This is a genomic window from Actinoplanes sp. GCM10030250, assembly GCF_042666575.1.
In the GTDB taxonomy this organism is placed as follows: Bacteria; Actinomycetota; Actinomycetes; order Mycobacteriales; family Micromonosporaceae; genus Actinoplanes.
The window spans coordinates 15794-30416 of the sequence record NZ_JBHTDO010000051.1 but is presented as its reverse complement, the minus strand read 5'-3'; the positions used below and the strand labels follow the sequence as shown (position 1 = coordinate 30416).

The 14623-nt window shown below is 71.0% G+C and carries 12 protein-coding genes and 1 tRNA gene; 6 read left to right on the top strand and 7 right to left on the bottom strand.

Translation table 11 applies throughout. The annotated features are described in order from the left end of the window. Window positions 1-78: 78 nt before the first annotated feature. The 3 genes from ACFQV6_RS40270 to rlmB all read left to right on the top strand — a co-directional run bounded on the left by ACFQV6_RS40270 (window position 79) and on the right by rlmB (window position 4301). Window positions 79-1692, top strand: coding sequence for a S8 family serine peptidase (locus ACFQV6_RS40270; protein ID WP_378033020.1), 1614 nt, complete (start codon window positions 79-81; stop codon window positions 1690-1692). A 66-nt stretch (window positions 1693-1758) separates the two neighbouring features. Beyond that, window positions 1759-3171 (top strand): cysteine--tRNA ligase, encoded by a 1413-nt coding sequence (gene cysS / locus ACFQV6_RS40265; protein ID WP_378032990.1) that lies wholly within the window; start codon window positions 1759-1761, stop codon window positions 3169-3171. Then, window positions 3171-4301, top strand: a complete 1131-nt coding sequence (gene rlmB, locus ACFQV6_RS40260) for a 23S rRNA (guanosine(2251)-2'-O)-methyltransferase RlmB (RefSeq protein ID WP_378032989.1) — start codon at window positions 3171-3173, stop codon at window positions 4299-4301. Before cysS ends, rlmB begins: the two co-directional genes overlap by 1 nt. Here the strand turns inward: rlmB and ACFQV6_RS40255 are convergent. Continuing rightward, on the bottom strand, window positions 4295-5404 hold the full coding sequence (locus tag ACFQV6_RS40255; protein WP_378032988.1) for a PQQ-binding-like beta-propeller repeat protein: 1110 nt from the start codon (window positions 5402-5404) through the stop codon (window positions 4295-4297). The genes rlmB and ACFQV6_RS40255 overlap by 7 nt on opposite strands. A 14-nt stretch (window positions 5405-5418) precedes the next feature. Next, window positions 5419-5495 (bottom strand) — tRNA-Thr (locus ACFQV6_RS40250). 138 nt (window positions 5496-5633) lie between these two features. Here ACFQV6_RS40250 and ACFQV6_RS40245 point away from each other — a divergent pair. After that, complete coding sequence (locus ACFQV6_RS40245; protein ID WP_378032987.1) at window positions 5634-6719, top strand: ABC transporter ATP-binding protein; 1086 nt, start codon at window positions 5634-5636, stop codon at window positions 6717-6719. 255 nt (window positions 6720-6974) lie between these two features. On the opposite strand, the gene ACFQV6_RS40240 is transcribed toward ACFQV6_RS40245, so the two are convergent. Then, window positions 6975-8723, bottom strand: a complete 1749-nt coding sequence (locus ACFQV6_RS40240) for a PQQ-binding-like beta-propeller repeat protein (protein WP_378032986.1) — start codon at window positions 8721-8723, stop codon at window positions 6975-6977. A gap of 119 nt (window positions 8724-8842) precedes the next feature. On the opposite strand from ACFQV6_RS40240, the gene ACFQV6_RS40235 reads away from it, so the two are divergent. Continuing rightward, window positions 8843-9265, top strand: coding sequence for a GNAT family N-acetyltransferase (locus ACFQV6_RS40235; RefSeq protein ID WP_378032985.1), 423 nt, complete (start codon window positions 8843-8845; stop codon window positions 9263-9265). Here the strand turns inward: ACFQV6_RS40235 and ACFQV6_RS40230 are convergent. The 3 genes from ACFQV6_RS40230 to ACFQV6_RS40220 all read right to left on the bottom strand — a co-directional run bounded on the left by ACFQV6_RS40230 (window position 9228) and on the right by ACFQV6_RS40220 (window position 11433). Next, the gene (locus tag ACFQV6_RS40230) at window positions 9228-9737 is read right to left on the bottom strand and encodes an MSMEG_6728 family protein (protein WP_378032984.1); all 510 of its coding nucleotides are present in this window, start codon (window positions 9735-9737) and stop codon (window positions 9228-9230) included. The two genes, ACFQV6_RS40235 and ACFQV6_RS40230, sit on opposite strands and share 38 nt — an antisense overlap. Window positions 9738-9771: 34 nt before the next feature. Beyond that, a complete protein-coding gene (locus ACFQV6_RS40225) occupies window positions 9772-10278 on the bottom strand; it encodes a DUF6985 domain-containing protein (protein WP_378032983.1) in 507 nt (168 codons plus the stop codon). Between the two features lie 84 nt (window positions 10279-10362). Next, on the bottom strand, window positions 10363-11433 hold the full coding sequence (locus ACFQV6_RS40220) for a hypothetical protein (RefSeq protein ID WP_378032982.1): 1071 nt from the start codon (window positions 11431-11433) through the stop codon (window positions 10363-10365). Window positions 11434-11557: 124 nt separating this feature from the next. Between ACFQV6_RS40220 and ACFQV6_RS40215 the strand changes: the two genes are divergently transcribed. Continuing rightward, window positions 11558-13339, top strand: coding sequence for an NAD-binding protein (locus ACFQV6_RS40215; RefSeq protein ID WP_378032981.1), 1782 nt, complete (start codon window positions 11558-11560; stop codon window positions 13337-13339). Here the strand turns inward: ACFQV6_RS40215 and ACFQV6_RS40210 are convergent. After that, window positions 13301-14536, bottom strand: a complete 1236-nt coding sequence (locus tag ACFQV6_RS40210) for a DUF4032 domain-containing protein (RefSeq protein ID WP_378032980.1) — start codon at window positions 14534-14536, stop codon at window positions 13301-13303. The two genes, ACFQV6_RS40215 and ACFQV6_RS40210, sit on opposite strands and share 39 nt — an antisense overlap. Window positions 14537-14623: the final 87 nt, after the last annotated feature.

The following is a 14623-nucleotide window of genomic DNA, read 5'->3' as shown; positions in this document are numbered from 1 at the left end:
CGATCTGTTCTGAACAGGGGTGCTTGTTCCGCGATAGCGGAACAGGCGCCCCTTTTCGGCCCTAGCATCCGGGAAGTGATGGTCCTACGCGCAGCCGTATCCGGTTTGACCCTGTTGGCCCTGCTGCCGATCACCGCCGGCCCGTCTGCCACGGACTACACCGTGGTCGCGGCCGACGGTGTCGCCGCATCGGACGTGACGGCCGCCGTCCGGTCGGCAGGCGGCCGGATCGTCAGCCGCAACGACACGGCCGGGGTCTACCGGGTCACCTCGGCCGACGCCCGGTTCGCGGCGAAGGCCACCGCCTCGGCGGCGCTGATCGGTGCGAGTGAGCGCCGGGCCATCGCCAGGGTCGCGGTCGAGCCCGCGGGTCACACTGCCGGGGGTACGGGTGGAGCGCGCGGGCCGGAGGGCCTCGACCCGCTCGACAACCGGCTCTGGGGCCTGCGGATGATCCGCGCCGACCAGGCCCGCAAGGTGCATCATCCGCTGGCGGGAGTGACCGTCGGCGTGCTCGACACCGGCCTGGACGCCGGACACCCCGACCTGGCCCCGCACTTCAACCGGGCACTGTCCCGCAACTTCGCGCCGGACATCGCCGCCGTCGACGGTCCCTGCGAGGTGAAGAGCTGCCTCGACCCGGTCGGCACCGACGACGGCGGCCACGGCACCCACGTCGCCGGCACCATCGGCGCGGCCGCGGACGGCTTCGGCCTCTCCGGCGTCGCCCCGGGTGTCAGCCTGGTCGAGCTCAAGGGCGGCCAGGACTCCGGCTTCTTCTTCCTCGACTCGGTGGTGAACGCGCTCACCTACGCGGGCGACGCCGGCATCGACGTGGTGAACATGTCCTTCTACGTCGACCCGTGGAAGTACCTGTGCGAGGCCAACCCCGCCGACAGCGCCAAGCGCCAGGCCGAGCAGCGGGCCATCCTCGTCGGGCTCGACCGGGCCCTGGAGTACGCGCATCGCAAGGGCGTCACGCTGATCAGCTCGCTCGGCAACTCCCACGAGGACCTTGGCCGGCCGCTGACCGACCGGAGCAGCCCGAACTACGGTGCCGAGCCGTACGAGCGGAAGATCGACAACGCGACCTGCCGGACCATGCCGCAGGAGGGGCCGCACGTCCTGAACGCCTCGTCGCTGGGCCCGTCCGGGCGCAAGGCCGAGTACTCCAACTACGGCGTCGAGCAGATCTCGGTCGCCGCGCCCGGCGGTGACCTCAGCGACTGGTACGGCACCGACAAGTACCAGACCACGGCCAACGAGATCCTCTCCAGCTATCCGAAGCACGTCCTGCAGGAGCAGGGCATGGTGGACGCGGAGGGCCGGGTCACCCGGGCCGGCGACGACTCGGTGGTCCGGCACTGCTCGTCCGGCACCTGCGGCTACTACATGTACGCACAGGGCACCTCGATGGCGTCACCGCACGCCGCCGGGGTGGCCGCGTTGATCGTCAGCCGGTACGGCAAGGCTGATCCGGCGCGCGCCGGCCGCACCATGGACCCCGACGCGGTCGAGCGCACGCTGCTGCGGACCGCCGCGCAGCGGCCCTGCCCTCCCGGCCGGGTGCAGTCCTACCAGCGGGAAGGACAGCCCGCCGAGTACGACGCCCGGTGCGAGGGGGGCCGCGGCTTCAACGGCTTCTACGGACACGGGATCGTCGACGCGTACGCCGCGGTCGGTGGATATTGATTCCCTCGTTCCGGTGTCGGACGGGCGGGGCGGCTGTTCCGTGACGGGGGTCGGTACCCTTGTACGGTGACGCTGCGCTTGTACGACACCGCGACCCGATCGGTCCGGGACTTCGTCCCGATGACGCCCGGTCAGGTGGGGATCTACCTGTGTGGTCTCACCGTGCAGTCGCCGCCACACATCGGCCATCTCCGCTCCGCGGTCAACTACGACGTGCTGCGCCGCTGGCTGCTGCACATCGGCATGGAGGTCACCTTCGTCCGCAACGTCACCGACGTGGACGACAAGATTCTCCAGAAGGCGCTGGCGCAGGGCCGCCCGTTCTGGGCGATCGCGTATGAGAACCGGATCCTGCTGGACCGCGACTACCACTCGCTGAACGTGTTGCCGCCCACCTACGAGCCGCTGGCCACCGGGCACATCACCGAGATGCACGACCTGATCTCGTCGCTGATCGAGGGCGGCCACGCGTACCCGGCGGCGTGCGGCAACGGCGACGTCTACTTCGACGTCCTCTCCTACTCGGAGTACGGCGCACTCTCCGGCCAGAAGCCGGACGACATGCGCGGCGCCGGCGACGCGCCGGAGCGGGACAAGCGCGACCGCCGCGACTTCGCCCTGTGGAAAGGCGTGAAGGACGACGAGCCGCAGGACTCGTACTGGTCGTCGCCGTGGGGCAAGGGCCGCCCCGGCTGGCACATCGAGTGCTCCGCGATGGCCCGGCGCTACCTCGGCGACGAGTTCGACATCCACGGCGGCGGGCTGGACCTGACCTTCCCGCACCACGAGAACGAGATCGCCCAGTCGAAGGCGGCGGGCCTCGGGTTCGCCCGATACTGGGTGCACCACGCGCTGCTCAACCTCGGCGAGTCGAAGATGAGCAAGTCGCTGGGCAACGTCATCGACCTGGCCTCGGTCGGCGAGGACGGCATCCGCCCGGTCGAGCTGCGCTACTACCTGGGCAGCCCGCACTACCGCTCGCGCATCGACTACACCGACGAGGCGCTGCGGGAGGCCGCGGTCGCGTACCGGCGGATCGAGGGCTTCGTCCAGCGCGCGGCCGAGGTGGTCGGCCCCGGCCGGCCCAAGGCGGTGCCGCCGGCCTTCGCCGAGGCGATGAACGACGACCTGAACACCTCGGCGGCGCTCGCGATCGTGCACGACACCATCCGGGAGGGCAACACCGCCCTGGCCGCCGGCGACGAGCCGGCCATCCGGGGCGCGCTGACCGCGGTCCGGGCCATGCTCGGTGTGCTCGGACTGGACCCGCTCGACGCCGCCTGGGACGGTGGCGAGGGCGGCAACGACCTGAAGCCGGTCGTCGACTCACTCGTCGCACTGGCACTGGAACAGCGGGCACAAGCCCGCGCACGGAAGGACTGGGCTGCCGCCGATTCGGTGCGGGACCAGCTCAAGCACGCGGGTATTCAGGTGGAGGACACTCCGGCCGGTCCGCGCTGGACGGTAGGAGAGCACTGATGCCGGGAAATTCACAGAACGCCAGCAAGCGGGCGACGTCGAAGAAGGGCGCGGCCATGGGCTCCGGCGGTAAGAACCGCGCCGGGCTCAAGGGCCGGGGCAAGACCCTGCCCGCCGACGAGCGGCCCTGGCACAAGGGTTACTCGGGCACCGAGAAGCTGCCCGAGAAGACCGCGCGCAAGCAGGACAAGGAGCGCCGGGCCGCGGCGGCCGAGGGGCGTGCGCCCAAGGTCGGCGTCCCCGGCAGCAAGGACACCACCTGGGGCCGGGGCGGCGGTCGTGCCGCTGTCTTCGGGCGGTCCGGTGCCGCTTCCGGCCGGGGCCGCGCTGCCGGTCCCCGCGGACCGCGGGTCGCTCCCGGCCGCCGGTCCAACCCCACCAAGGAGGGGCCCGAGCTGCTGCTCGGGCGCAACCCGGTGGTGGAGGCGCTGCGGGCGCTGGTTCCGGCCACCGCGCTCTACGTGGCACAGGGCATCGACATCGACGAGCGGGTGACCGAGATCGTCCGGACCTCCGGTGACCGGGGCATCCCGATCCTGGAGATCAGCCGCAACGAGCTGGACCGGATGACCGGCGGGGTGCTGCACCAGGGCATCGGGCTGCAGGTGCCGCCGTTCGCGTACGAGGACTTCGACGACCTGGTCGCCGCCTCGCTGGAGCAGACCGCTCCGCTGCTGGTGGCACTGGACGGCATCACCGACCCGCGCAACCTCGGTGCGGTGATCCGGTCGGTGGCCGCCTTCGGCGGGCACGGCGTCTTCATGACCGAGCGGCGTGCCGCCGGGATCACCGCGACCGCCTGGCGCACCAGCGCCGGAGCGGCCGCCCGCGTCCCGGTCTCGCAGGTGGTCAACCTGACCCGGGCGATCAAGGCGGCGCAGAAGGCCGGTTTCACCGCCATCGGGCTGGACGCCGACGGCGAGACCGATCTCTACCACCTCGAGGCCGCTGTCGGGCCGCTGCTGGTGGTGGTCGGCTCCGAGGGCCGCGGTCTGTCCCGCCTGGTCGGCGAGACCTGTGACCTGCGGGTGAGCATCCCGATGGCCTCCGACGTAGAGTCGCTGAACGCCAGCGTGGCGGCAGCGGTGACCCTCGCGGAGGTCAGCCGCCGCCGCTCCGCTTCTCAGTAATACGCGCGCAGGCGGCCGCCGTCCGTGAGGAAGAGGCGGCCGCCGGCCACGGTCGGCGGATAGTTCTGGTCGCTGGGCATGCCGCCGCCCTTCACCGGCTTACCGGTGGCGGCGTCGACGATCGACAGCGGTGAGGCGAACCCGGACGGGCTGTAGAGCAGGTTCCCGGCGCGTACCGGCTGGCCGGCGGCGTCGGGCAGGTGCACCGACCAGAGCTTGCCGCCGTTCCGGGCGTCCAGGCAGATGATGCTGCGGTACCGCGGAAACCAGACGTAGCGCCCGTCGGTGGTCACCGACGGGGCCGTGTTGGTGGAGCGCCAGATCACCGCGCCGGTGGCCGCGTTCACGGCCGAGAGGCCGCCGCTCTTGCCGCCGACGTAGAACCGGTCGCCGGCCGGGGCGCTGCCGACCGCGTACCAGTCCTCCCCGGTCTGCCAGAGGGTGGCGCCGGTGGCGATGGCCACGGCGCGGGAGCCCTGCCCCTCGGTGCGCAGCAGCACCCGCCCGCCCGCCGAGAGCAGCCCGTCGCCGCGCGTGCCGGTCAGCCGCCAGGCCCGGCCCCCGTTGGCGAGCCGATAGGCGGTGGTGGTGAGGGCGAAGTCCGGCCGGGTGTCGACAACGGCCATACCCCGGTCGACCACCATGTCCTGCGCCGGTACGCCGAGCGGCACATCCCACAGCCGGCCGCCGGTCCTGCCGTTGAACGCGGTCAGGAAGCTGTTCTGCCCCTCGCAGGCGTACGTCAGCGTGATCAGCTTGCCGTCCGCCAGGGCCATCCGGGTGACGCCACGACCGGGCAGGCCGGCGTGCCATCGCCGGCTACCGGTGGCCGGATCGTAGGCGCCGACACCGCCCGGATCGCTGGTGTAGACGTTCCCGCCGGCGACAAGGGGTTCACGTCCGAGCTCGCAGACCGGCGCGCCGTGGGTGGGAACCTCCCACCGGCGGGTCAGCGAGCCGGCCGTCGAGGCGGTCAGCCGGTTCTCGTTCGGGTTGTAGTAGGTCGCGCCCGGGCCGTACCCGGGCTGATTCCACTCCGACGCCGGGGCGGGGAGGGGGACGGTGAGGGCCGTTACGAGCACGGCCACCAGTACGGAGCTCATGCAAGATCAACGAATGGAGCCCCCGGTCGGGATCGAACCGACGACCTCCCGTTTACAAGACGGGTGCTCTGGCCATCTGAGCTACAGGGGCGAACGGACATCAGCATAACGTCCTGTGATGCGGTCGCCATCTTGGCAGGTCGGCCGAAGTGAAATACGGTTGCGGGGCTGTTCCTTCTACTCGGATCGTCCGGCACGTTCCTGCCGGTGGAAAGGAAGTCGTTTCACCATGGCTACCGTCACGTATGACAAGTCCTCCCGGATCTACCCGGGCTCCGAGCGCCCCGCGGTCAACGAGCTCAGCCTCGAGATCGGCGACGGAGAGTTCCTCGTTCTGGTCGGCCCCTCCGGTTGTGGTAAGTCCACCAGCCTGCGCATGCTCGCCGGCCTGGAGGACGTGGACCGCGGTCGCATCCTGATCAACGACAAGGACGTCACCCACCTCCCGCCGAAGTCGCGTGACATCGCGATGGTGTTCCAGAACTACGCTCTCTACCCGCACATGACGGTGTACGAGAACATGGCGTTCGCCCTGAAGCTGCGCAAGACCCCGAAGTCCGAGATCGACAAGGCCGTCAAGGAGGCTGCCGCGCTGCTCCAGCTCGAGGAGTACCTGTCGCGTAAGCCGAAGGCGCTCTCCGGTGGTCAGCGTCAGCGTGTCGCCATGGGCCGCGCCATCGTGCGCCAGCCGCAGGTGTTCCTCATGGACGAGCCGCTGTCGAACCTCGACGCCAAGCTCCGCGTCCAGACCCGCTCGCAGATCGCCTCGCTGCAGGCCAAGCTCGGCGTCACCACCGTCTACGTGACGCACGACCAGGTCGAGGCCATGACCATGGGTCACCGGGTGGCGGTCATGCTGGACGGTGTTCTGCAGCAGGTGGACACCCCGCGGGCGCTCTACGACACCCCCGGCAACGTCTTCGTGGCCGGCTTCATGGGCTCGCCGGCCATGAACCTCAAGACCGTGCCACTGACCGAGTCGGGCGCCACCTTCGGCTCGCTCAACCTCCCGTTCACCCGTGAGCAGGTCGCGGCCGCGCAGGGCGCCAACGGCAAGGTCACCGTCGGCTTCCGCCCCGAGGCCGCCGACGTCGTCAGCGAGTCGGCGGACGCGCTGCCGATCGTGGTGGACCTGGTCGAGGACCTCGGCTCGGACGCCAACGTCTACGGTCACTCCGAGGTCGGTGGCGGTTCCGAGCGGTTCGTGGTCCGGACCGAGCGTCGCTACATGCCGCACATGGGCGAGACGGTCTACATCCGGCCGCAGACCAACTCGCTGCACCTCTTCCACGCCGAGTCCGGTATCCGGATCTGACGTAACGAATCGGGCGGCACCCTCCGGGGTGCCGCCCGATTTCATGTGCGAAATCGGTCAGTCAGGGGGGCGCGGTCAGCTGCGAGCCGGCGGGTCGGCAGCGCGTCTGCCGGTCGGCTGCGAGCCGGCGGGCCGGCGGTGCGGGTGCCGGTCGGCTGCGGGCCGGCGGTGCGGGTGCCGGCCGGCTGCGAGCCGGCGGTGCGGGTGCCGGTCGGCTGCGGGCCGGCGGTGCGGGTGCCGGCCGGCTGCGTGAGGTCAGTCAGCGAACCGGTAGAGGAGGAACTGCTTCTCGCCCACACAGGCCAGCACCGTCGTGTTCCAGGAGCAGCCGGCGCTGTAGACGTCGCGGACCTCGCCCATCGCCACCGGCGCGTCGCCGAGGTGGACGCCGGAGAGCGTGCGATTGCCCAGCGACGAGGTGAGCGGGTCGGCGAAGCGCAGGATGTTGCCGCCGTTCAGCCGGGCGGCCCGGCCGGTCGTGGTCCACGCCGCCTTGCCGCCGGCGTCGATCAGCGTGACGTCGTCGGTACCGGCGCTCGTCGTCGCCAGCAGCGAGTCGCCCACCGGGGCCAGGGCCTCCACCTCGGGCAGCGGCAGGTCCCACACCTTGCCGCCCTTGACCGCGTCGACAGCGACGACCCGGTCCTTCTTGCGGTCGAAGCCGTCGGTCTCCACGAAGCACATCCGCTGCACGCCGCAGGGCGAGAACGTGCTCAGTGAGCTGCTCTCCGGTGCCGTGTAGAGGGTGACCGGCTCACCGAGCCCGTCCAGCGTGTAGGCGGAGACCCGATCGGCGGGTCCGGTCGTCTCCTCCACGAACAGCCGCCCGTCGTGGGCCAGCGCGTCGCTGCCGGGCGAGGTCACGCTCGTCCGCGATTTGAGCACCTTGCCCGAGTCGACGTCGAGGACGTTCACCGAGTTGTCGCTGTTGACCTGCACGACCCGGGCGTCGTCGTCGAGTCTCGGGTTCAGCGCGCGGCCGAAGAGGCCGGCCGGCCCGGTGAGATCGTCCGGCGTGGTGACCGGAACGATCGCCGAGGAGCCGGGGTCGTTCTGTTCGTGGGTGACGTCGCCGGTCCGGAGGTCCAGCCACAGCAGCCGGCTCTCTTCCTTGTCCAGCAGCAGCGCGTTCTCCGCGCCCAGGTGAACGACGTCCGAGCTGCCGATCGGCCGGTCCCAGAGCCGCTTGCCGCCGTCCTTCCCGTCGAGGACCACCATCATGATCTTGCTGGTGGCGGAGCTGAGGTTGGAGTAGAGGACCACACCGCCCGGCGTCGCCACCATCTGATCCCAACCGGTCACGCCCGGCTCCGACACCGTGGTGCGCCAGACCTCGTCGCGCGATTCGGTGTCCACTGCCACGACACCGAGAGCACCGTTCGCGTCAGCGCTGGCGAAGTAGGCACGGTCGCCGATCACCTCGGCGTCCGACCAGATCGACGAGATGGTGACCACCGGGTCGTAGCGGCTCTCCCGGTCGAGCGGATGGAAGTCGAGGGCCGGGAAATCCGGCCAGAGCAGCACGGTGGCGGTCACCCCGAGGGCGATCGCGCCGGCTGCGATCGTCGTCCAAACACCTTTTCGGTACGGCCGGAGCACGCGCTTCACCGTCCGCGGCAGGGTGTCGGCGCCCGGCTTCGTCCTGGGCAGCGCACCCGGCCCTGCCCCGGGGACCGCACCCGGCCCAGGCATTGCGCCCGCCCCGGGGATCGCGCCCGGTTCCGCCCCCGGAATCGTCCAGGTCGAGTGGGGGTGGGCCGGGGACTGGGGGTCGGCCAGGTGGAAGGGAACGTGGCCGTCCTTGGCGATGGCGTCGGCCTCGGCCGTGGCCCACGGATCGACCGCTTCCGAATACTGGACCACCTGCTCGGTACGGTCCTCGGACTCCGCCGCCCGACCGGCGTCGCCGGAACCCGGTGGTCGACCGGTCTCGCCGGAACCCGGTGGTCGGCTGCCGGAGTCGTGCTCGCCCGGAACCGCCATCTTGCCGCCCTTCGCCGCCACCCTGTCGGTCCGTCATGCTACCGAGCGGGCCGTCGATGACCAGCCGTCCGGACGCCTCGGCCATCCTCGCCGGGAATGAGTGCTGAAACGTGACATTTGCCCTGGCTATCGTGGGCGCCATGCGCATCGAACGAGTCACCGACGCCGCCGACGTGCACCGGGCGGCCGACCTCTTCGACGCGCCGCCGATCGAGGCGGCCACCGATCGCTTCCTGGCCGATCCCACCCACCACCTGCTCCTGGCCTACGACGATGCGGATCGCCCGGTCGGGATGATCAGTGGGGTCGAGACCACCCATCCGGACAAGGGCACCGAGATGCTCGTCTACGAGCTGGGCGTCGCGCCTGTCGCCCGGCTCCAGGGCATCGGCACCGCGCTTGTCGACGCGCTCGCCGGGATAGCCCGCACGAGAGGGTGTTACGGGATGTGGGTCGCCACCGAGAGCGACAACAAGGCCGCGCTAGCCACCTACCGCCGGGCCGGGGCGCTGGAGGAGATGACCTTCACTCTGCTGAGCTGGGATCTGAGCGAGGAGCGGTGATCAGGCCCGGCCGGTCCGAGGCCGGCCAGACGTAGGGCAGGTCGTCGGGCAGCTCCTCGCCGAACTGGGGACGGTAGTGGCCGGGATCCTTGCGGATCAGCGCCGATCGGTGGCTGATGTGCAGGTCCTTGTCGCCGAGCCAGGGCGGGAGGTCACCGGCGGCGGCGAGTTCCGGCTGAGTACGGATGTGCTCGACGCCGGCCGCCGCCCGCAGGTCGGTGAGCAGGGTCGCCGCGCAGGTGTCGGCACGTCCGGTGGCGGTCCAGACGGCACACATGTCCAGTCCGTACCGGACCAGCGCCTCCTCGTACCCGTGCCACATCTTGACGGCCGGGTGATGACGCCACCCGTACCCCGGCTGGGTCAGCCCGCGCAGCACCTGGATGGTCTCCACGCGCTGCTTGCCGAGGCGTTTGACGTCGAGCGCCTGGGCGCTCGCGAGGAATTCGGGGAAGGGCAGGAAGGTCTGCACCCTTCGATTGTCCGTCGCGGATCACCCGGTCATGTCATTCCGGCCGCATCCGATCGCTGGGATACACCACATCGGGGTCGTTGACGAGTTCGCCGTCGTAGGGGCCGACCCGGCTGATCGCCCGGCCCTCCCGGAAGACGAGTTGCAGGCCGTGCTCAACCTCCCAGGAGCACTCGCACTCGACCGAGAGGTACACGGATCCCTCCCGCTCGATCGTCACCTCGGATCCGAAGGTGACGTGGTTCCAGACGTCGTCCGGCCCCGCCACGCGGGTGTGGTCCCAGCCCTCGCGGTCGAAGGCGGCGGCGATGTCCAGGTAGTACTCGTGGACCGCCGGGGCGGCGGCGGCCAGGACGGAGTCGTCAAGAGCGAGGAAGGCCGCTGTCGCCTGGTTGAACGGCTCCGGGTCCTCGGTGTACCCCTCGCCGTCCTGGAGCACGAACCTGCACCGGCGGCCGAGGACCGGGACCGGGACGGGGTCGCTCACGTACCACTCGTCGTCGGGGTCGAACGAGAGCGCTCCGATGCCGGGGATCTCCATGCGTGCACCCTACGAGGCGTACGCACAGACGCGAGAGCGCGCGCCGCTGGACGTTGGCGGCGCGCGCTCTCGCTCGGGTAATGACTACTTGCCGACGAAGCCGTCGACCGGTTCCTCGTACAGGCGCGGGTCCTCGGCCTCGGTGGCCGGGAAGCCCTGGTTGCGCTGGTTCGAGGCAGCCGGGACGGGTGCGGCGGAAACGGTGGGTGCGGGCCGGCCGGCGGGGGCGACCGATCCGGCCGGCTTGGTGGCGGCCGGCTTGGTGGCAGCCGGAGTAGTGGCGGCCGGCGCAGTGGCGGCCGGTGCGGTGCCGGCCAGTGCCGTGCCGGGCGGTGGGGTGGCCGCCGATGCCGGGCCGGCGGGCGTGGAGGTGCTGGGTGCGGTGGTGGGGGGCGGGGCGAGCCTGGCGGAGCGCCGGACCGGTTCGCCGCCGAGCGGCAGGCCGGAGAGGTCCGACTGGACGTCGACGACCCGGCGCTGCAGGTCGTTCACCGTGGAGGCGGTGCCGGCCAGGCCGCCGAGCAGCGGGGCGTCGTCGGCCCGGGCCGCGGTCGCCTCCATCCGCCCGGCAGCGAACGGACGCTCGTCCGCCGCGGGCCTGCGGGTGCCGCCGGCCGCTGAGGAGCCGATCGCGGACGAACCGGACGGGTTCAGGCTGCTGAGCAGGGGGAGCGTGCCGACGAAGCTGTCGACGGGGGTGTCGGCGACGCTGAAGTCCTGGCCGGCGAGGGGCATCGGAACGCCGCTCACCGGTACGCCGCCGAGAGCTCCGCTCGGCCCCTTCGCGGGGTCCGGCCGGGTGCCGCTGACCACGTCGGCAGCGGGCAGCAGCGGGCGCCGGTCGGCCGGCTTCCCGATCTTTCGCTGTCCCTCGCGGGCCGGGAGGGTCCTCGGCAGGCCGGTGTCGTCGCCGGGGTCCACCTGGAGGAGCTTGCGGCCACCCCCGGGTTCGAGGTCGACGAGCGGCTGGCCGCTGAGCGGATCCGAGGCGAGAGGGCTGGACAGTCGCCAGTCGTTCGTCGGCTCCAGGGCGTATCCGAGAGCGTTCATCGGCGCTTCGGCGACACCGGGGCCCGGGAGCGGCTCCGCGTGGGCGGGTGCTGCTCCGAGGAGTACTCCGCAGGCGATCGCTCCGGCACACCACAACTTGCGCACTGATCTTCTCCTGGCCACATCGGACGATGGCTTGGCGGGTAATGCCCACCAAGTCGGACGAATGGTTCGGATGGGGCAACGAGCGGCCACGCGAGCGGGTTCCGGCTGACTACGATCTGCGAACGTGAGTGTCGTTCCCGCCCAAGAGCTGCCAAGGCCCGACTCCACCGACGGGGACACGCGGTTCCACCTGGTCCTCTGTGGTGCCGACGCGCTTGTCTACACCCTCGCCGAGGAGCTGGCGAAATCCCGCCACCGCATCCGCATCACGGTGATCACTCCGCACCGCCTCCGGCCGGACGTGCCGGATCTGGCCAAGCTGCGGGATCGCGGGGTGGAGTGGCGCAAGGCGGATCGGCTCGACGAGCGGACGTTCCGGGAGGCCGGGCTCGCCGGTGCCACCGCGCTGGCCCTGGTCATGCCGGACGACATGGTCAACCTGCACGCCGCCCTCTGCGCCCGCGAGGTGGAGGCGAAGCTGCGGGTGGTGGTGCGGATGTTCAACACCGGTCTGGGGCACAGCGTGGTCAGCCTCTTCCCGGACTGCGCGGTGCTCTCCGATGCCGAGATGGCGGCACCGGCCTTCGTCGCGGCGACGCTCGGTGAGGTCGCTCCGACACACTTCCAGCGCGCCGACCGTACCCTCTATGTCGCCCGCCGTGCCGACGTCGCCAGCCGGCGCGTGGTGCTGACCTTGACCACCTCCGGCGACAACGGTGACGTGCGCGTCCTGCCCGCCGAACCGGAACCCGAGGCGGCGAAGCCCGCCGATCTTGTGCTCGCCGAGGCCGTCGGCCGCCCGCCGGGTGAGGACGTGACCCGCCGCCTGCTCTCCCGGGCCGGGCGCCGGCGGCGACCGCTGCAGGCCGTCGGCCGGGCGATCCGCGCGGCGCTGAGCCGCAAGCTGGGCATGGCCGTGCTGATCACGCTGGCGATCACGCTGGTCGCCGGGGTGCTGCTCAGCAAGTTCGACAAACCCGGGCACGGCTTCTGGGAGTCGATCTACGTGACGCTGCTGACCGCGGTCGGTTCGTCCGATGTGGAGGTGGGCCGCAAACCTGTCGCCCAGGCCGCCCAGCTGGTCCTCACCATCGCCGGTCTCGCGCTGATTCCGCTGATCACCGCGGCAGTGGTGGACGGCATGGTGAACGCGCGGCTCGCCCTCAGCCAGGGCCGCATCGCCGGCGAACTGCGCGACCACGTCGTGCTCGTCGGTCTCGGCAACGTCGGCACCCAGGTGCTGCGGCAGCTCACCGACCTGGGCGTCCGGGTGGTGGCGATCGACCGGGTCCCGGACGCGCGCGGGGTGAAGAGCGCCCAGCGCCGCGGCATCCCGGTGATCATCGGGGACGCGTCAGCGGAGGCGACGCTGCGGGCCGCCTCGATCGACACCTGCCAGGCGCTCGTCGTGCTCTCCACCAACGACACGGTGAACCTGCAGGCGGCACTCCAGTCCCGGGCGACCAGGCCAGATCTGCGGGTGGTGCTGCGGCTCTTCGACGACGACTTCGCGCAGCGCGTCGAGTCGGCCTTCCAGATCAACACCTCGCGCAGTGTCTCCCGGCTCTGCGCACCGGTCTTCGCGGCCGCCCTGCTGGAACGCGACGTGCACGCCACCATCCCGGTCGACAGGCACGCGGTGATGGTCGGCACGGTCACCGTCCACGCCGGGTCCACGCTCGACGGCGCGCCGCTGGAACACGCCGATCATCCGGGTGCGGCCCGGGTGATCGGCATGTCCGCCGCCGGGCAGGAGTGGATCGACTGGGGCCCGGACCGCCGCCGGGTGCTAGCCGAGGGCGACCGGATCCTGGTGGTGGCCCGCCGGGACGGGCTGCGCGGCCTCGTCGAGCTGGCGAGCCCGCCGCTAGATCAGTCCGGCCTCGACCTCGACATCGCTGAGTGAGCCGGCCTCCACGCCGAGGACGGCCTGCTCGTCGGGCTTGTTGACGAGCACCTCGGTCAGGTACGACTGCACCGTCGGGCCCATGCCGACGTCGCGGCCGGCCTGCTCCGACAGCAGCCACTTGTGCTGGATGATCTGCGAGAAGATCTCCTGCGGCTCCAGCTTGCGGCGCAGATCGGCCGGCACCGCACGGACCACCGGCTCGAAGACCTCGGTCAGCCAGCGGTGTGCCGCCTGCTGCTCGTCGGTCAGGTGGCTCTCCGCGCGGTAGGCGTCCAGGTCGTTGAGCAGCTGCCGTGCCTGGTTCTCCTCGGCGTCCAGGCCGGTCAGCCGCATCAGCCGGCGCGTGTGATAGCCGGCGTCGACCACCTTCGGCCGGACCTTGTAACCGCCGTCCACCGTGGACATCGAGACCTCGGCGACGTCGAAGCCCATCTCGTTGAGCCTGCGGATCCGCCGCTCGATGTGATGCCGGGCATCCCTCGCCACCTCCTGCTCGTAGGTGACCTCGTGCCACAGCCGCTCATAGCGGGCCACGATGTCGTCGACCACCGACTCCGGGTCGATCGACTCGTGCAGCAGCTCGGCGGCCTGCAGGTCCAGGCACTCGCCGAAGATGTTCAGCCGCAGGATCTCGATGTCCTCGCTGCGCTGACCCTCGGACAGCTTCGGGTAGAGGTTGCCGGTCTCGGCATCCACCAGATATGCCGCGAAGGCACCCGCGTCCCGCCGGAACAGGGTGTTCGACAGCGAACAGTCACCCCACGAAAATCCAGTCAGATGCATGCGTACGACAAGTGCCGCCAACGCGTCGAGCAGGCGGTTCATGGTGTCCGGTCGCAGCACCCGGGAGAACAGCGCCCGGTAGGGCAGGGAGAACTGCAGATGCCTGGTGACGAGCACCGTCTCCAGCGGCTCGCCCTCCCGGGTCTGCCGGTCGGTGGCGATCGCGACCGCCTGCACGGCCGGGAAGTCGATCCGTTCCAGGGCGCGGAGCAGGTCGTACTCCTTCTCGGCGATGCGCTCGCGGGTCTCCTTCATCGCGTAGACGACGTCGTTGAGCTTGACGAACCGGACGATGTGCCGGGAAATGCCCTGCGGCAGCGCGACCAGGTGGTCGGCAGGCCATTCCTCCAGCGGAATGTGCCAGGGCAGATCCAGCAGCGCCGGGTCGATGAGAGCGGACGTGATGCGCACGCACCCAGTGTGCCGCCTCGTACGGCGCGTCGCGTCCGTACGTGGCTCGTTACACAGGTGCGAAACGGGCCGACGAACGTAACGGGA